Here is a 17,899-nt window from a genome sequence, read left to right as displayed (position 1 = left end):
TTCTTGCGTTTTTTTCATAGGATGGTAGGAGAAAAGAGAAAGGGGACTGGAGCATGCTGTTATCTGATCTGGCGCAAAAGGAATTGATCCAAGTGGAAGATGGGGTCCGGTATGGATTCCTCGGGGATACGGATATGATTTTCAATGGCAAGACGGGAGATATTATCGGGTTTGAAATCAAGAAAAAGCTTGGGCGGTTTTCATTCAAAAACCGACAGGAGGGGACCGATGAGTATATCCCTTGGGATGAAATTGTCCTGATCGGGGAGCATCGGATCTTATTCGGGAAAACACGAAGCATGAGCGAGTTGAACTTCGATGACAAATGAAAAATGGCTGTTCATCGGAACAGATGAACGGATTGCCGCCTGTTGTAACATATTCAAGCAAAGAGGGCATGATAGTACGCATTTCAGGACGGATTGTTATACGGAACCGCTCGGTGATTTGTTGCTCCAATTGGAACCCGACCATATTGTGCTGCCTGTTTTGCAAATGGAGGGGCCGCCGATCCCGGCAGGTCGCTTGGCAAAAGGGGCCCGCCTTTATACAGGAGTGGCGTCGGAGCAATGGATCCGGCCGTTCGAGGAGGCGGGTCATCCGGTCCATTCCTATTTAAAAGAGGAGCAATTCATCTGGGAAAATGCAAGGTTGACTGCGGAAGCGTTCGTCCATGAATATTACAACCGAACGAAGCGCAGCATTGCCGGCAAACAATTTTACGTAGCCGGCTTTGGAAGGGTCGGCAAATTGACCGCCCATGTGCTAGCTTCGCTTGGCGCTAAAGTCACGATCATTGCACGGGCGGAAGCGCAGCTCGGCGAAGCGGCGGCCCTTGGATACGAGACGATTGCGCTTACCGATTCGTTTCAACTGCCTGAAGGGGAGCTCATCAATACGATACCGGTCCAATGGCTTTCTGCAGCCCAGGATTCCCGTTCCCACATTTTCGATCTGGCATCTGCGCCCGGATGCCTAAAGAAGAGCCCGGCGCCTGAATACTATACAGTACTGCTTGGATTGCCGGGCAAACATTATCCTGAAGATGCGGCCGTGGCACTTGCCGGGGCGCTCGGAAGGATCTATCGGAAATGAAAGGGGATATAAATGCTACAGGGAAAGCGGATCGGTTTAGGGATTACGGCTAGCCATTGCACGTATGAAGAAATCATCCCGGTCATTGAATCGTTGAAGACCAATGGAGCGACGGTCGTACCGGTTATCACCCATTCTGTTTTGACAGCAGCCACCCGGTTCGGGACGGGAGAGGAATGGATACAACGGATCGAAGGAGTGACGGGGGAGAAAGTGATCTCCTCGATAGTCGAGGCCGAGCCGTTCGGTCCATCGAACCCCGTGGATTGCATGATCATCGCCCCGATGACGGGAAATTCGATTAGTAAATTTGCCAATGCCGCGACGGATTCCCCCGTCTTGATGGCGGCTAAGGCGACACTGCGAAACGGCAGCCCTGTCCTGATCGGTATTTCGACGAATGATGCGCTCGGATTGAATGCGTCGAATATCGCAAAACTATTGAATATGAAAAATGTCTATTTCATCCCGTTCGGGCAAGACGACCCATACAAAAAACCGAACTCTCTCATCAGCGATTTCTCGTTGATGGTGCCGGCTGCTGCGGCTGCCTTGGAAAAAAGGCAACTTCAGCCATTGTTGATTATGCAGCATAATAAATAAAAATACATCCTGCATATAATTCGTAAATATGATATAATTCGACCAATGAACTGCTTAGGATAAGAGGGAGGCCCCCGCAAGTATGCGGCATGCAAGGCTTCCCGATCCTTTAACTAGCTGAAAGGAAGATAGAGATGAAGAACGTGAATGTTGCAATCGTCGGCGCGACTGGGGCTGTCGGGACGAAAATCCTTGAAAAATTACTTGAACGCAATTTTCCTGCAAAATCGATCAAGCTACTAGCTTCGAAACGATCGGCAGGTGTTGAGATAAAGGCAGGCAATCAAACATATACAGTGGAAGAAACGACACCCGAATCTTTTGAAGGGATTGACATTGCGTTTTTCAGCGCAGGCGGATCGATCTCCGAAAAATTCGCTCCGGAAGCGGTGAAGCGGGGAGCGGTCGTCATTGATAATACGAGTGCATTCCGGATGAAGGAAGATATTCCTCTTGTCGTGCCTGAAGTGAATCCTCAGGCGCTCCAGGATCATACGGGAATCATCGCGAACCCGAACTGTTCAACGATCCAGATGGTGGCGGCACTTCAGCCGATCAAAGAAAAATACGGCATCAATCGGATCATCGTATCGACGTACCAAGCGGTATCGGGAGCAGGTTCCGAGGCGATCGACGAGCTGGGCGCACAAAGCGGGCATTTTGAACAGCGTGCGGAGAACGTGGCGGAAGTCTTGCCATCCGCTTCGGCAGAACGCCATTATCCGATCGCATTCAATGCGATTCCTCAAATCGATTCATTCCACCCATCCGGTTCCGGATTCACATTGGAAGAATTGAAAATGATGAATGAAACGAAAAAGATCTTTGGCGACCAGGAACTTGCGGTTACGGCGACTTGCGTACGGCTTCCGGTCGTGACGGGGCATTCGGAGTCGGTCTATATCCAATTGGGCACAGAAGATGTGACAGTGGAAGACCTCAAAGACTTGCTGAAGGATGCACCGGGCGTCGTCGTTCAAGACGATCCGTCCACACAGACGTATCCGATGCCGCTATTCGCGGAAGGAAAAGACGAAGTGTTCGTCGGACGAATCCGGAAAGATCCGGAAGAAGCAACTGGATTCCACCTTTGGATCGTTTCTGACAATCTGCTGAAAGGTGCGGCATTGAACTCCGTGCAAATCGGAGAAAAGCTTCTGGCGGAGCAATAAAAAACGAAAGGCTGATCAAAATGGATATAGGACAAATAGCAACGGCGATGGTGACTCCTTTTACACCGGAAGGGAACATCGATTTCCAAAAAACCGCCAACTTGATCGAGCATTTAATTGCGAACGGTACGGATACGCTCGTCGTCTGCGGGACGACGGGGGAATCACCGACCTTATCTGCAGAAGAGGATAAAGAGCTCATCGACTTCACGGTGAAACAAGTCAACAAGCGGATTCCGGTCCTTGCAGGAACCGGTACGAATGATACCGCGGTTTCGGTCCAGTTGACGAAAACGGCTGAATCGCTAGGCGTGGACGGCATCATGCTTGTTACACCTTACTACAATAAACCGGACCAAAAAGGGCTCTATGCCCATTTCACGCATGTTGCGAAGGAGACGAAATTACCGATTCTTCTTTACAACATCCCGGGCCGCTCCACAGTCAATATGGTGCCGGAAACGGTCATCGCGCTTTCAAAAGTGGATAATATCCAGGCCATTAAAGAAGCGAGCGGCGACCTGGAGCAAATGGCAGCCATCATCGAAGGGACGGCGGATGATTTCGACGTCTACTCCGGTGATGACGGCTTGACATTGCCGCTGCTTTCCATCGGAGGAAAAGGAATCGTCTCGGTTGCCTCCCACGTTGTCGGGAATGAAATGCAGCAGATGATCAACGCCTTCAAGAACGGCAAAACGAAAGAAGCGGCGGATATGCACCGTGCCTTATTACCATTATTCGGAGCATTATTCGCTTCTCCGAACCCGGTTCCAGTCAAATACGCGCTGAATAAAATCGGCGTTCCGGTCGGCGGTGTCCGCCTGCCGCTCATGGCATATGGCGACGAGCATCCGGAATTTGATGCAGTCTGGGAAGCTTTCCATCAACAAAGCGCACGCTTCTCGGTTCAAAAACCAGTATAATTCAATGACAGTGCCGAGCCTCACCATCCAATCGGATGGCGATGGCTCGGCTTTTTTATCGTTACATTAAATGACTGAATTGATTTAAAAAACATAAAAAAAGCCATTGTCATTCAAAAAGGCTTTTTTTGTTTGTGCAGAATGCGCTTGTCCCGTATAATGAATCTTAGTTGAAGTGGACGGGAAACCAAATAGGAATTTTAAGAAGTGCGGGAAGTTTGGCTGAAACCGTAAAAATGGGTTTTCGCCATGGACGGGCATGTCCGGGTGGATACTTTTCATTCCAAGCCGAAGACTGCTTGAAGCTTGCCCGGCTTTTTGAGCATATGTAAATTGGTTTAGACTTTTTCATGAAAATAGACAGAGTATGCAGTTGATTGGAGTGGAAGGCGGCGACTCCTGCGCAGGCTGTTATGAAGAGCGCTTTGCGTCAAAAAGCGTAGCGTTAAAAACCGGCGGTCGAACCATTTGCTGTTCGATTAGTTAAAGCCGTGCTTGCAGAAAGCGTCCGCCTGGAATGGAAATCAACGGTAGGTAACCCGGATGCAGTTTTTATTTCAATGTATAGAGGCAATAGGAGGAACTATTTTGACAAAAACCAAAAACGAATTAATAAGAATCATCCCGCTCGGGGGAGTCGGGGAAATCGGGAAGGCGATGTATGTCGTAGAAATCGATGATGAAATGTTCATCGTTGATTCCGGGCTGATGTTCCCGGAAGGCGAGATGCTCGGCATCGATATCGTCATACCGGACATTTCCTATGTCGAGGAGAACAAAGATCGGGTGAAAGGGATTTTCTTGACGCATGGCCATGAAGACGCCATCGGCTCGATCGCATACTTGCTGCAGAAAGTGCAGGCGCCGGTCTATGGATCGAAACTGACGCTTGCCTTGGCGAAAGAGCATCTCAAACAGATGCCTGCGCCACATCAGGTGAAGTTTTTCGAAGTGACGAATAAAAGCCGCATGAACTTCAAGCAGACGCATGTTACGTTCTTCCATACGACACATAGCATTCCAGATTCACTTGGAATCGTGTTCCATACGAGCGAAGGGGCTATCGTCCATACAGGGGAATTCAAATTTGACCAGTCCGCGAAAGGCAAATACCGTCCAGATATGGCGAAAATGGCGGGCCTTGGTGAAGAAGGGGTCTTCATCCTCATGTCCGATTCCTCGGAAGCGGAACGTCCTGGCTACACGACATCTGAATCCGTCATTGAAGAGGAACTTTCGAAGACTTTCCATAAGGCGGAAGGCCGCATTTTGGTCGCGCTCTATGCGTCGAACTTTATCCGTATTCAGCAAGTGTTCGACAAGGCAAGCGAAACCGGCAAGAAAGTGGCAGTCGTCGGGAAAAGCTTGGAAAGTTATTTCGAAGTCGGCATGAAACTCGGATATTTGCATATCGATGATGAGATTGTCATCCCGATAAAAGACATTGAGAAATATGACGATGATCAAGTCGTCGTTATCGTGACGGGTAATAAAGGCGAACCTCTTGACGCTTTGGAACGGATTGTCCGCAAGCACCATAAGGATCTCCGCATCAAAGAGACGGATACAATTCTGATTACGTTCACTCCCTCGCCTGGGATGGAAGTCGAAATGTTCCAGACGATGAATGAGCTGGCTAAGGCGGGTGCGACGGTACTGACCTCCAGTAAGAAGGTCCATGTATCGGGGCATGGCAGCCAGGAAGACCTTAAACTGATGCTGAATTTGATGCGTCCAAAATATTTCATCCCGATTCAAGGCGAATACCGGATGCTCATCGCGCATTCCAAGCTAGCTCAGGAAACCGGTTTGGAAAAGTCGCAGATTTTCATTGCAGATAAAGGCGATATCGTCGAGTTCAAGAATAATAAGATGCGGATGAGCGGCCGTGTGCAGGCGGGCAATGTCCTCATCGACGGCATCGGGGTCGGCGACGTCGGCAATATCGTCCTGCGTGACCGCAAATTGCTGAGCCAGGACGGCATCTTCACGGTTGTCGTCACATTGAGCCGCAAGCAGAAACGAATTGCTGCGGGACCTGAAATCGTTTCGCGTGGATTCGTGTATGTTCGGGAATCCGAGGAACTGTTGGAGGAATCCGCCAAGCTGGTCCGCAAGATTGTCGAAAAGTATGTGAATAAAGAGACGTTTGAATGGACAAACATTAAACAAGAGATCCGTGATACGTTAAGTTCTTATTTGTTCCAGCAAACGAAGAGAAGACCGATGATTATCCCGATTATTATGGAGTATTGATTTCCAACCAAACAAGGATTTCCTTGCCGTCATTGCGGCGGGAAATCCTTTTTTAGTAAAGTTGGCTTTATATGTACTGAAATGATTGAAGACCACCTGATTTAGTGAGGAGGGGGAAAATGTCAAAACGGGCGAAGAAAAAGAAAAAGCGCGCTACTGCGCAAAAAAAGAAGACGGGCGGCTGGAATCCGTTGCTCTATGAAGTCGTCGGCTTGGCGATGATCGGACTTGCCGTCATCATCATATTTGAGTTCGGTGTTGTGGGAAGGAGCCTGGCATCGGTGGGACGGTTCGTTTTCGGGAATTGGCATGGCGCCCTGCCGTTATTGCTGATCATCCAGGCCTTGATTTATATGATTAACCGGAAGATGGGCGGATGGAAAAACCGGATTGTCGCGGGCTGTCTATTTATCTTGGCGAGCCTTCTATTATTCAGCCATATTTATCTTTTCAAAGAGCTCTACGAAAGCCGGGTCCTTATGTCCAATTCCGCTTTGAAGGAGACGTGGAAGGTGCTCATCACGAATGAAGGCATCGAGTCGAGGACAGGGGCGTTGGGTGGCGGCATGGCCGGCGCAGTCTTGTTTGCGATGTTCCATTCGCTTCTCGATTCTGCGGGGGCGACCGTTGCGGGTGTGCTGTTGCTGTTGATCGGGCTTGTTTTATTGACCGGAAAAGCGCTCGTTCCATATGTCGCCGAGCATTTCCCGGCAGCCATCGAATCGATAAAAGGATTGTTTGAGCAAAAAGGAAAGCAGAAACGGAAGAAAAAACAACCTTCACGCTCATCCCGTTCATCGCGCGATACAAAAAGATCACTTATCCAAGAGGTGCGGACAGTGCCGAATGTACCTGATGCTGGAGACGTGGAGGAGGAATCATTGCCGGCTCAGCCTATCATATCCGCTTTTAGCGAACGGATAGAGAAAGTGGAGGATAAACCGGCAGAGGAAGAGCAGGCGGCGGCTGTGGAAACGTCCGAGCAACCGAAGCAGGTCGAAATTTCGACCTATACGGGAGTGACCGGGGAAGAGGAAAACGAGTCTTATATCCTTCCACCAGCCACCTTATTAAAACAGACGCCCCATCATGATCAATCGGAAGAGTATGATTCCATCCAAGCAAATGCCCAGACGCTGGAACGGACTTTCCTCAGCTTTGGGGTCAAAGTGCGTGTTACGCAAGTCCATTTGGGACCAGCTGTCACAAAATACGAAGTGCTGCCAGATACGGGCGTAAAAGTGAGTCGGATTGTCAGTCTGGCGGATGATATCGCCTTGGCGCTCGCTGCGCGGGATATTCGGATTGAAGCGCCGATTCCCGGAAAATCAGCGGTCGGCATTGAAGTGCCTAACAATGCAATTGCCATGGTGAGTCTCCGGGAAGTGGTCGAGTCGAAAGAGAATAGCCGGCCCGATTCGAAGTTGATGATCTCACTCGGCCGGGATGTCACCGGGCAGGCAATGCTCGCTGAATTGAACAAGATGCCGCACGTCCTCATCGCCGGGTCAACGGGCAGCGGGAAAAGTGTGTGCATCAATGGCATCATCGTGAGCATCTTAATGAGAGCGAAGCCCCATGAAGTGAAGCTTATGATGATAGACCCGAAAATGGTCGAACTGAATGTGTATAATGGAGTCCCGCATCTTCTCGCGCCGGTCGTGACTGATCCGCGGAAGGCTTCCCAGGCGCTGCAAAAAGTGGTCGCGGAGATGGAGCGGCGCTATGAACTGTTTTCCCATACCGGGACACGGAATATCGAAGGCTATAATGAACATATCGAAGAATGGAACCGGATGAACGATGAAAAGCATCCGCGTATGCCGTTCATCGTCGTCATCGTAGATGAGTTGGCGGACCTCATGATGGTCGCTTCCAGCGATGTTGAAGACTCGATCACGCGTTTGGCCCAAATGGCGCGTGCTGCCGGAATCCACCTGATTATCGCGACACAGCGTCCAAGTGTCGATGTCATCACAGGCATCATTAAAGCGAATATCCCGTCCCGGATTGCCTTTGCCGTATCATCGGCTGTGGACTCTAGGACGATTTTGGACACGGGAGGGGCGGAGAAACTGCTCGGCAGGGGCGATATGCTGTTCTTGCCGGCGGGAGTCTCCAAACCGACCCGGGTCCAAGGCGCTTTCGTCTCGGATGCGGAAGTCGAAGCGATTGTTAATTTCGTCATTGAGCAGCAAAAGGCCCAATATCAGGAAGAAATGATCCCGACAGATGTGGAGGAAGTCCCTCTTCATGAAGAGACGGACGAATTATTTGATGAAGCAGTGCAGCTTGTCGTTGAAATGCAGACTGCATCCGTCTCGATGTTGCAGCGGCGCTTCCGCATCGGCTATTCCAGGGCGGCCCGGATTGTCGACCAGATGGAGATGCGCGGCATTGTCGGACCATCAGAAGGAAGCAAACCGAGACAAGTTCTGCTCGATAAAGGAGAACATGACGGTGCATACTAACAAAAGCACTAGCCTTCCATCCCGAATGCGAAACCGATCTACCTACCGCATCTGTATTTTACAGGATTAAAGTGTTATAGTAAGCGTGAATATAAAAGGTCAAACATCTGAGGTCTGACCTCTTAGGGGAGGAGGGTTTTGATGGTAGTGAAAGCGGATCAGCGACATCTGTATGTACAGGTGATCGAACGATTGAAACAGGATATTGAAAACGGGATTTTCAAGGAGAATGAAAAATTCCCTTCTGAATTTGAGTTGGCGAGATCCCTTGGCGTCAGCCGCTCCACATTACGGGAAGCGCTCCGGCTGTTGGAAGAGGAAAAAGTCATCGTGCGGAAACATGGGGTCGGTACATTTGTGAACCCGAAACCGCTGTTTACATCCGGAATCGAGCAATTATCCAGCGTGTCTGCCATGATCCGCGAGGCGGGAATGGAACCGGGGACAATTTTCATGGATATCAATGATACCGAGGTGACCGAGGAAAATGGGGGTGCCTTTCCATGCGAAGAAGGAGACCGCCTTGTCACAATTAAACGGGTACGGACGGCGGACGGTGAACCGGTTGTCTACTGCATCGACCAAGTCCTTGCCCGAACGATTTCGGGAGGAGTTGAGCACCTTTGGAACGAATCCATTTTCGAATCGATTGAAAAATCCGGAGATATCCGGATTTCCCAAGCGGTTGCCTATATTGAACCGGTCGGTTATGACGAGGAAGCCTCTTCCATACTCCGCTGCGGTGTGGAAATCCCGCTGCTTGCCCTAATCCAACATCATTATAGTGAAGATGGAGAAATGGTCCTTTTCTCAAAGAACTACTTCCGGGCGGATAAATTCAGTTTTCATGTCGTGCGAAAACGGGTATAAGACGTTTAGGCGTCATACTAAATAAAAACAGGGAGGTCCTGTCATTGGGTAAACGGAAATTTGGCCTTGGCCTTTCATTCTTACTGGCAGCCGGAACGATACTTGGGGCATGCGGTGGCGGAGATAAGGAAAAAGACAACGGAGGCAACACAGAAGGGCAGCAGTCAGCTGATGATACCTTCTCGGTCGCCATGGTAACCGATGAGGGCGGCGTGGATGACAAATCCTTCAACCAATCTGCTTGGGAAGGAATCAAGCAATTTGGCAAAGACAATAATTTAGAAAAAGGGAATGGCGGGTATGACTATCTTCAATCGACAAAAGCAGCCGAGTATATCCCGAACCTGAATAAATTGATATCACGTGATTTCGATTTGATTTTTGGAATCGGGGCAATGGTGAAAGACGCGGTGGAGGACATTGCTTCGGAACGTCCCGACAATCATTTCGCGTTAGTCGATGAAGTGACGGACATGCCAAATGTAGCAAGCGTTATGTTCAAAGAGCAGGAAGGCGCCTTCTTGGCCGGAGTAGTGGCAGCCAACATGTCGAAATCGGGTAAAGTCGGATTTATCGGCGGCAGGGACTTGCCGGTCATCAAACGGTTTGAAGCGGGATTCCGTGCAGGTGCCGAAGCAGTGAATCCGGATATCAAAGTGGAAGTTCATTATACAAATGATTTCACGAAAGCCGACTTGGGGAAAGCGGCGGCCAATTTAATGTACTCTTCGGGCGTTGATATTATATTCCACGCCGCTGGCGGTACTGGAAACGGCATCTTCTCCGAAGCGAAAGAACGTAAAAAAGCAAATCCGGATGAATATGTTTGGGTCATCGGTGTCGATTCTGACCAATACGATGAAGGAAAAGTCGGGGACCAGAGCGTGACACTGACATCCATGTTAAAACGGGTCGATATCGCTGTTAAAAAAATAGCGGAGCAGGCGCGCGACGGTGAATTCCCTGGAGGTGTGGTAACAACTTACGGCCTTGCGGATCAAGGGGTGGAGTTGGCGGACTCCCGAGGCGCCATTCCGGAAGAAGTGATGGCTGAAGTGGAAGATTATACGAAGAAGATTATTGATGGAGAGATCGAAGTTCCGGAACTTCCAGAGAAATAACAAGATGGAAACCGGGAAGGTTATGACTTGAATCAGCGGAAGTCAACATCCCGCTGATTCAAGTACAGCCTCCAGTGGAGTTTGAAAAGAAGTTGGAGGAAGGCGGTCTAAGGAAGATCTGGCTGAAATTAATAGAAGAAAGGGTTGCGACCTGTTGCCTTTTCTTGTGTTAATTTGACCTTACCTTATAGAGCGAACAACTGATTTATATATGAATGGCGAGGGAGTGGAGTCGATGGAATACGTAGTGGAGATGCTGAATATCCGAAAGGTATTCGGCAATTTTGTTGCCAATGATAATATCACTCTCCAACTGAAAAAAGGGGAAATCCATGCCCTCTTAGGGGAAAATGGTGCCGGGAAATCGACGCTGATGAATGTCCTCTTCGGATTGTACCAGCCGGATGGCGGGGAAATCCGGGTACGAGGGAAAGCGATCGCCATCACCGATCCGAATGTGGCCAATAGCCAAGGGATCGGCATGGTGCATCAGCACTTCATGCTCGTGGAAAATCTGACGGTTACGGAAAATATCGTCCTCGGTAATGAACCGAAAAAAATGGGCATGATCAATGTAAAAGCCGCAGCCAAAAAAGTGGCGGAAATCTCTAAGCTGTACGGGCTCGATGTCGATCCCTATGCAAAAATTGAAGATATTTCGGTTGGCATGCAGCAACGGGTGGAGATTTTAAAAACGCTTTATCGCGGTGCTGACATTTTGATTTTCGATGAACCGACAGCCTCCTTGACCCCACAGGAGATCCAGGAATTGATTTCCATTATGAAGAAATTGATCGCCGAAGGAAAATCGATTATCATCATCACGCATAAATTGCAAGAAATCATGGATGTCTCCGACCGTGTGACGATCATCCGAAAAGGACAAGGAATCGGCACTGTAGTCACATCGGAGACGACGCCCGTAGAACTGGCTACGATGATGGTCGGTCGCCAGGTGACGTTTAAAACCGAAAAAGGGCCTTCTCGACCGATAGAAGAAGTGCTTCGGATTGAGAATTTGGTTGTTGAGGATTACCGGGGTATTCCTAAATTGAAAGGGCTCAATCTATCCGTCCGGAAAGGTGAAATCGTCGGCATTGCGGGTATTGATGGCAATGGACAATCGGAATTGATCGAAGCGATTGCCGGCTTGCGGAAGGTGAAAAGCGGGAATGTGTTTCTCGACACGGTGGACGTCACCGGGAAAAAGCCTCGGGAAATCACGGAAGCGGGTCTTGGGCATATTCCGCAAGACCGCCATAAACACGGACTCGTCTTGGATTTTTCCGTCGGTTATAATGCCGCATTGCAAACGTATTATAAAAAGCCGTTTTCCAAAAACGGTCTAATGGATTATAAAGTTATCTCTCAAAAAGCAAAGGATATCATTGCAGCTTTCGACGTGCGCACACAAGGGGAACATGAATTAGTGCGCGCCCTATCCGGGGGGAATCAGCAGAAATTGATCATCGGCCGCGAGGTGGATCGGAATCCCGAATTGCTCATTGCCGCTTTGCCGACCCGAGGACTGGATGTCGGGGCGATTGAATTTATCCATAAACGGCTTATTGAACAACGGGATAATGGAAAAGCGGTCTTACTCATCTCTTTTGAATTGGACGAGGTGATGAATGTTTCCGATCGGATTGCAGTCATTTATGATGGACAGATTGTAGATACGGTACTGCCATATGAAACAACTGAACAAGAATTAGGTCTTCTTATGGCGGGCCATGCCAAAGAAGAAATGATCGTTGTCGGGGATGATGTCGTATTGAAGGAAGGTGACGACCGCCATGTCGAATAGGCTTGTTACTGTACTTGTTCCTGTTATCGCCATTATCCTTGGCCTGTTAGTCGGGGCAGTTGTCATGCTGTTCAGCGATTATGATCCTGTTCAAGCATATATTGCCTTGTGGAACGGAATTTTCGGGAGTTCCTATGCTATCGGGGAGACAATCCGCCAAATTAGCCCCTATATATTGGCGGGTCTTGCAGTCGCCTTCGCTTTTCGGACGGGCCTCTTCAATATTGGGGTTGAAGGTCAGCTGATCGTTGGTTGGTTTGCGGCAACTTTTGTCGGGACCGCGATTGAATTGCCTAAAATCATCCATTTGCCGCTGGCGTTGTTGGCTGCCGCTGTAGCGGGCGCCCTTTGGGGATTCATACCTGGCCTGCTAAAAGCGACTTTGCGGGTACATGAAGTCATTGTCACGATCATGATGAACTATATTGCACTCCACGTCGTCAATGCGCTCATCAAGACAGTTTCAGGAGGTAGCTACAAAACTGAAAAAATTCATCCGTCCGCCTCCCTCCGATCGGATTTTCTACGAAATTTAACCGATTTTTCGACCTTGCATTACGGGATTCTTGTCGCCCTTGCGATGGTGTTTGTCATGTGGCTCATCTTGGAAAAAACCAAGACCGGGTTCGAATTAAAATCCGTCGGCTTTAACGAACATGCCTCCCAATACGCAGGCATGAGTGTGAATAAAAATATTATTCTGTCTATGGTCATTTCCGGTGCCTTCGCCGGTCTTGCGGGTTCGATGGAAGCCCTCGGGACGTTTGGCAACATGGTACAGCTTGGCGGATTTACCGGGATTGGATTTGACGGGATCGCGGTCGCTCTACTCGGCGCGAATACGCCTCTTGGTGTCATTTTCGGGGCATCCTTGTTCGGCGCCTTGAAATACGGGGCGGGCAATATGCCGAGTGAGGCAGGGGTTCCTGATGAAATCGTATCGATTGTCATTGCACTGATCATTCTCTTTGTCGCTTCCGGTTACATCATTCGTGTCCTGCTCGGCAAGTTGAATAAGAGAAAGGAGGCGAAGTGAGATGAGCTTCTTAGGCTTCTTATACTTTATCGTGCCGATTACAATCGCGTATGCCGCTCCTCTCATTTTCACGGCGATCGGTGGTGTCTTTTCCGAACGTTCCGGGGTCGTCAACATCGGTCTGGAAGGGCTGATGATCATGGGGGCGTTTATCGGGATCCTATTCAACCTACGCTTCGCGGAAACGTTCGGCGCATGGACGCCATGGCTTGCTCTCCTTGCCGCGATGGTCGTGTCGGCTCTGTTTTCTGTCATTCACGCAGTCGCCTCGATTTCGTTCCGGGCTGACCAAGTCGTTTCCGGGGTAGCGATTAATATGCTTGGCTTGGCAGTTGCCTTATTTTCAGTAAAAATGATTTTTGATAAAGGGCAGACCGATTTTATTCAACAAAATATTCCATTGATCAATATTCCCCTTTTAAAAGACATTCCATTTCTGGGCCCAATGTTGTTTAAGGGTCTTTACGGATCATCCATTGCAGCGATCGCTTTGGCGTTCATTTCCTGGTTTGTCATTTATAAAACGCCTTTCGGACTTCGGCTTCGTTCGGTGGGGGAGCATCCAATGGCGGCGGATACGATGGGGATCAATGTGACGAAAATCCGCTACATTGCAGTTATTATTTCGGGTGGACTTGCCGGCATCGGCGGCGCGATCTACTCGCAGACGATGACGGGAGATTTTGGGCATGCGACGATCAATGGACAAGGGTTCATTGCACTTGCAGCGATGATTTTCGGGAAGTGGCATCCGATCGGTGCAATGGGAGCTGCCCTGTTTTTCGGATTTGCTCAAGCGTTGGCGATCAGCTCCGCAAATATTCAATTTCTGCAAAGCATACCCTCGGTGTATTTTAATATCCTGCCGTATGTATTGACGATTTTGGCATTAGCCGGATTCATCGGCCGGGCGAATGCACCAAAAGCGAGCGGTCAGCCATATATTAAAGGAAATCGGTAAAAAATTGTTCAATTGAAAGCTGCCCAGGAAATTACCAGACATCCGGGCAGCTTTTTAATGGCAGGTGGTTCAATGAATTTGGGATCGGGCATGAGCAAGTTCTTATTTTGCAAGGCATCCGGCAAGCTGTAATTTGCCCCAAGCCGCATTTGACATGTATAGTGAAGTGGAGAATCCTCATATTAACAAAAACAGAGGTGTTTATATGTTCAATAAAGTTATTCTTCAAGAGGGCGTCAATTTATACATCCGTTCACTCGAACAATTCAAGACGATCAATTTTTCAGTGAAATGGAAGACCGAACTGGACTCCGAAAAGGCGACGAATCGCGCCGTCCTGGCGAATGTGCTCCAAGATTCAAACGGCAAATACCGAACGCAGAGTGAGTTGCGAAACACATTGGATGAGCTGTATGGAACCGTCCTGTTTACGGACGCGACGAAACGGGCCAATACACATATTGTGTCCCTTTACGCCGAATGTGTGAATGATGAGTATTTGACCGGCGATACCGTGCTCGATGAAGTGTTGGATTTATTGCAAACAGTCGTCTTCAACCCGAATTTTGTCGATGGCAAGTTCGATGAGTCGGTAGTGAACCGTGAAAAACGTTCCGTGAAAGAGCGGATCCGTTCGGTGTACGACGATAAGACGCGTTTTGCCCAAAAGCGCATGCTGGAACTGTTGCGCCCTGATAGCCCGGTCTCGACTTCTTCCTATGGGACGGAAGAGGAAGTTGAAGCAGTTACGGCAGATGGTTTGCTGGAGGCTTATAACAGCATGTTGCAAAACGATGAAATCAACATTTACATCGTCGGCGATATCGATGAAAAGAAGATGACGGAAAAGATCAAGAAACTGTTTCCATTTGAACCGCGGACTGTGCGGAAAAATGACAAGGAAGCGGCTGCCCCTGGCGCGACGGAACAGAAATCGGAAGTCCGGAACGTGAAGGAAAAACAGGATATGAAACAGGGGAAACTGCATCTTGGCTTCAGCACGCCGATTGTATTCACCCATCCGGATTATTTGAAAATGCAAGTGACGAATGGCGTGTTCGGTGGCTTCGCGCATAGTAAGCTGTTCATGAATGTCCGTGAAAAAGAGAGCATGGCGTATTACGCGTCGAGTTCATACTCTGCGCATTATGGCCTGATCTATGTCATGGCCGGGATCGACGCGGAGCTCGAAGAGAAGGCGGTCAAACTGATCAATGAACAACTCGACGCCTTGCAGCGAGGAGAAATCACGGATCTGGAAATCGAACAGACAAAAGCGTTGCTGACGAACAGCATTAAGAGCACGTTCGACTCGGCAAGAGGACAAATCGAAGTGTTTGATCAGTATAAGGAATTGAATGAGAACTTCACTGCCGATTTCCTCATCTCCGGCTGGGAGGCCGTGACGAAAGACGATATTCAAAAAATGGCATCCGAAATCACGTTGGAAATCGTGTATCTGCTGTCTGGCAAGGAGGCCGCTTGACGATGAAGAAAATACAATTCGATGCACTTCAAGAAACATTATATAATGAAAAGCTGGATAATGGGCTGGATGTTTACGTCTTGCCAAAAAAAGGATTTTCCAAAACGTTCGTGACGTTCACGACGAAATATGGTTCGATTGACCGTACGTTCATTCCCCGCGGAGGTACGGAGGAAGTTACCGTACCGGATGGAATCGCACATTTCCTAGAGCATAAGATGTTCGAAAAAGAGGACGGGGATGTATTCCAGAAATTCAGCGTCCACGGTGCTTCCGCCAATGCGTTCACTTCCTTTACTAGAACTTCGTATCTATTTTCCGCTACCGATAAATTGTACGAGAACGCAGAAGTCCTACTCGATTTCGTTCAAGATCCGTACTTTACGGAAAAAACGGTTGAGAAGGAAAAGGGCATCATTGCCCAGGAAATAACGATGTACGATGATCTTCCCGATTGGCGTCTCTACTATGGAACGATTGAAAACTTGATGCACGAGCATCCTGTGAGAATCGATATTGCGGGAACGGTCGAATCAATCCAGGATATTACTGCTGAACATCTGTACACTTGCTATGAGACGTTTTATCATCCCTCCAATATGGTGTTTTTTGTCGTAGGCGCAGTCGATCCGGCGGAAATGATCGACTTTGTGAAGAAGAACCAGGCGGCAAAAACATTCAAGGAACCGGAAACAATCGTCCGCCACTTCCCGGAAGAATCGCCGGCAGCAGCGACCGCCGAAAGCAAGTTGGAGATGGATGTCTTGAAACCGAAGTTGAATATCGGTATGAAATGCACAAAGACCGATGTTCAAGGGGAAGAGATGCTCATTCAGGAGCTGTCCTCCAATCTCGTGCTGGATATTCTCTTCGGCAGATCATCCGATTTTTATACGAAAGCGTACAACGAAGGGCTCATCGATGAATCGTTCAACTATGATTTCTCGCTGGAGGAAGGTTTCGGCTTTGCAATGGTCGGCTCCGACACGGAAGAACCGAAAAAGTTGGAGGCATTGATTCGTGAAACGATCGACGGGGCAGTCGCTTCATGGCCTGTCACGGATGATGACCTGAATCGGATGAGGAAAAAAAGGATTGGCCAGTTCATGCGATCATTGAACTCGCCTGAATATATTGCCAATCAGTTCACTCGTTATGCCTTCAATGGAATGAATTTATTCGATGTCGTCCCTACATTGGAAAAATTGACAGTGGAAGATCTGCACAAAGCGTTCCAGACATTTTCGGATGAAAGCGGTCGTACGGTGTTCACGATCGTCCCTTCGGAAAAAGCACAATGACCAACCTTGGTTTTTGTGTCGTCCTAGGGGCATCGGGCGGCATCGGAGAGTCGATCAGCCGGGCATTAGCCGCTTCCGGCTGGTCGCTCTACCTTCATTACAATGAAAATGCGGGTACGGTCCTACGCTTGGAGGAGGAGCTGCAGGCAACATATCCAGATTTGGAATTCCAGCCGATCCAAGGCGATCTGAGCCAGATGGATGGTGCCGATCTGGCTAGGCAAGTAAAACAGGTGCGTGCTGTCGTCGTGGCAAACGGTCAGTCCATGTATAAATTATTGTCGGAAACGACAGCGGAGGATATGGATGATCTGTGGAAAGTCCATGTCCGCAATCCTGCCAGGTTCATCGCGGCTGTGTCGCCGCAATTGCGCAGTTTCGGGACGGCTTATGTTGTCATGATCGGTTCCATTTGGGGAATGACCGGGGCTGCGGGCGAGGTTGTTTATTCGGCAGTGAAAGGCGCGCAGCATGCTTTTGTCAAAGCGTATGCCAAAGAGGCCGCTTTTTCGGGCATTCGGGTGAATGGGGTGGCGCCGGGATGGATCGACACCCGCATGAATGGCCATCTTCCGGAAGATGAGCAGCAAATGGCGATGGAAGAAATTCCGCTCATGAAGCCGGGAATCCCGGATCATGTAGCGCAGGCGGTTGATTATTTACTGAGCGGCAAAGCGGATTACACAACGGGTGACATCCTGAATGTCAACGGTGGATGGTATATGTAAACGGCCCGATTTCTTTTTTGCTTTTCTTAAGCAAATGAATCCGCTATTATAGAACTATATTGAATC

15 protein-coding genes are annotated in these 17,899 nt (G+C 49.1%); all 15 read left to right on the top strand.

The genetic code is table 11. The features are described from left to right. Positions 1-53 precede the first annotated feature (53 nt). The 15 genes from MKY41_RS06870 (at position 54) to ymfI (ending at position 17,833) form a co-directional block, all read left to right on the top strand. Positions 54-329: a YlmC/YmxH family sporulation protein gene (locus tag MKY41_RS06870; protein ID WP_340744330.1), complete on the top strand. Its 276-nt coding sequence runs from the start codon at positions 54-56 to the stop codon at positions 327-329. Then, positions 319-1,095 carry a hypothetical protein gene (locus MKY41_RS06865; protein ID WP_340744329.1) on the top strand — a complete coding sequence of 259 codons (777 nt, stop codon included), beginning with the start codon at positions 319-321 and terminating at the stop codon, positions 1,093-1,095. The genes MKY41_RS06870 and MKY41_RS06865 overlap by 11 nt, the downstream gene beginning before the upstream one ends. A 12-nt stretch (positions 1,096-1,107) precedes the next feature. Next, the gene (locus MKY41_RS06860; RefSeq protein ID WP_340744328.1) at positions 1,108-1,698 is read left to right on the top strand and encodes a dipicolinate synthase subunit B; all 591 of its coding nucleotides are present in this window, start codon (positions 1,108-1,110) and stop codon (positions 1,696-1,698) included. Positions 1,699-1,832: 134 nt separating this feature from the next. Further along, positions 1,833-2,870, top strand: a complete 1,038-nt coding sequence (locus MKY41_RS06855; protein WP_340744327.1) for an aspartate-semialdehyde dehydrogenase — start codon at positions 1,833-1,835, stop codon at positions 2,868-2,870. A 20-nt stretch (positions 2,871-2,890) separates the two neighbouring features. Continuing rightward, a complete protein-coding gene (gene dapA / locus MKY41_RS06850) occupies positions 2,891-3,796 on the top strand; it encodes a 4-hydroxy-tetrahydrodipicolinate synthase (protein WP_340744326.1) in 906 nt (301 codons plus the stop codon). 588 nt (positions 3,797-4,384) lie between these two features. Then, positions 4,385-6,052 (top strand): ribonuclease J, encoded by a 1,668-nt coding sequence (locus MKY41_RS06845; protein ID WP_340744325.1) that lies wholly within the window; start codon positions 4,385-4,387, stop codon positions 6,050-6,052. Between the two features lie 119 nt (positions 6,053-6,171). Next, positions 6,172-8,523: a DNA translocase FtsK gene (locus tag MKY41_RS06840; protein ID WP_340744324.1), complete on the top strand. Its 2,352-nt coding sequence runs from the start codon at positions 6,172-6,174 to the stop codon at positions 8,521-8,523. 141 nt (positions 8,524-8,664) lie between these two features. Further along, complete coding sequence (locus MKY41_RS06835; RefSeq protein WP_340744323.1) at positions 8,665-9,393, top strand: GntR family transcriptional regulator; 729 nt, start codon at positions 8,665-8,667, stop codon at positions 9,391-9,393. 44 nt (positions 9,394-9,437) lie between these two features. Further along, positions 9,438-10,514, top strand: coding sequence for a BMP family lipoprotein (locus MKY41_RS06830; protein ID WP_340744322.1), 1,077 nt, complete (start codon positions 9,438-9,440; stop codon positions 10,512-10,514). A 235-nt stretch (positions 10,515-10,749) separates the two neighbouring features. After that, positions 10,750-12,321, top strand: a complete 1,572-nt coding sequence (locus MKY41_RS06825) for an ABC transporter ATP-binding protein (protein ID WP_340744321.1) — start codon at positions 10,750-10,752, stop codon at positions 12,319-12,321. After that, on the top strand, positions 12,311-13,357 hold the full coding sequence (locus MKY41_RS06820; RefSeq protein ID WP_340744320.1) for an ABC transporter permease: 1,047 nt from the start codon (positions 12,311-12,313) through the stop codon (positions 13,355-13,357). Before MKY41_RS06825 ends, MKY41_RS06820 begins: the two co-directional genes overlap by 11 nt. 1 nt (position 13,358) lies before the next feature. Continuing rightward, positions 13,359-14,318, top strand: a complete 960-nt coding sequence (locus MKY41_RS06815; protein ID WP_340744319.1) for an ABC transporter permease — start codon at positions 13,359-13,361, stop codon at positions 14,316-14,318. Positions 14,319-14,523: 205 nt separating this feature from the next. Continuing rightward, positions 14,524-15,804, top strand: coding sequence for an EF-P 5-aminopentanol modification-associated protein YfmF (yfmF, locus tag MKY41_RS06810; protein ID WP_340744318.1), 1,281 nt, complete (start codon positions 14,524-14,526; stop codon positions 15,802-15,804). Positions 15,805-15,806: 2 nt separating this feature from the next. Then, positions 15,807-17,105 (top strand): EF-P 5-aminopentanol modification-associated protein YfmH, encoded by a 1,299-nt coding sequence (gene yfmH / locus MKY41_RS06805; RefSeq protein ID WP_340744317.1) that lies wholly within the window; start codon positions 15,807-15,809, stop codon positions 17,103-17,105. Next, positions 17,102-17,833, top strand: coding sequence for an elongation factor P 5-aminopentanone reductase (ymfI, locus tag MKY41_RS06800; RefSeq protein WP_340744316.1), 732 nt, complete (start codon positions 17,102-17,104; stop codon positions 17,831-17,833). Before yfmH ends, ymfI begins: the two co-directional genes overlap by 4 nt. The last annotated feature ends 66 nt before the right edge of the window (positions 17,834-17,899 follow it).

Origin of the sequence: Sporosarcina sp. FSL W7-1349 (assembly GCF_038003045.1) — a bacterium.
Classification (GTDB): Bacteria; Bacillota; Bacilli; order Bacillales_A; family Planococcaceae; genus Sporosarcina.
Note: the sequence above shows the minus strand (reverse complement) of the source record. Positions and strands in the feature narration are given on the sequence as shown.

Bases quoted from the DNA above. Each gene is read 5' to 3' on its own strand.
- MKY41_RS06870 (WP_340744330.1), top strand. From the start codon at position 54: ATGCTGTTATCTGATCTGGCGCAAAAGGAATTGATCCAAGTGGAAGAT.
- MKY41_RS06825 (WP_340744321.1), top strand. From the start codon at position 10,750: ATGGAATACGTAGTGGAGATGCTGAATATCCGAAAGGTATTCGGCAAT.
- MKY41_RS06835 (WP_340744323.1), top strand. From the start codon at position 8,665: ATGGTAGTGAAAGCGGATCAGCGACATCTGTATGTACAGGTGATCGAA.
- MKY41_RS06860 (WP_340744328.1), top strand. From the start codon at position 1,108: ATGCTACAGGGAAAGCGGATCGGTTTAGGGATTACGGCTAGCCATTGC.
- MKY41_RS06855 (WP_340744327.1), top strand. From the start codon at position 1,833: ATGAAGAACGTGAATGTTGCAATCGTCGGCGCGACTGGGGCTGTCGGG.
- yfmF (WP_340744318.1), top strand. From the start codon at position 14,524: ATGTTCAATAAAGTTATTCTTCAAGAGGGCGTCAATTTATACATCCGT.
- ymfI (WP_340744316.1), top strand. From the start codon at position 17,102: ATGACCAACCTTGGTTTTTGTGTCGTCCTAGGGGCATCGGGCGGCATC.
- MKY41_RS06840 (WP_340744324.1), top strand. From the start codon at position 6,172: ATGTCAAAACGGGCGAAGAAAAAGAAAAAGCGCGCTACTGCGCAAAAA.
- MKY41_RS06865 (WP_340744329.1), top strand. From the start codon at position 319: ATGACAAATGAAAAATGGCTGTTCATCGGAACAGATGAACGGATTGCC.
- MKY41_RS06820 (WP_340744320.1), top strand. From the start codon at position 12,311: ATGTCGAATAGGCTTGTTACTGTACTTGTTCCTGTTATCGCCATTATC.
- dapA (WP_340744326.1), top strand. From the start codon at position 2,891: ATGGATATAGGACAAATAGCAACGGCGATGGTGACTCCTTTTACACCG.
- MKY41_RS06815 (WP_340744319.1), top strand. From the start codon at position 13,359: ATGAGCTTCTTAGGCTTCTTATACTTTATCGTGCCGATTACAATCGCG.
- yfmH (WP_340744317.1), top strand. From the start codon at position 15,807: ATGAAGAAAATACAATTCGATGCACTTCAAGAAACATTATATAATGAA.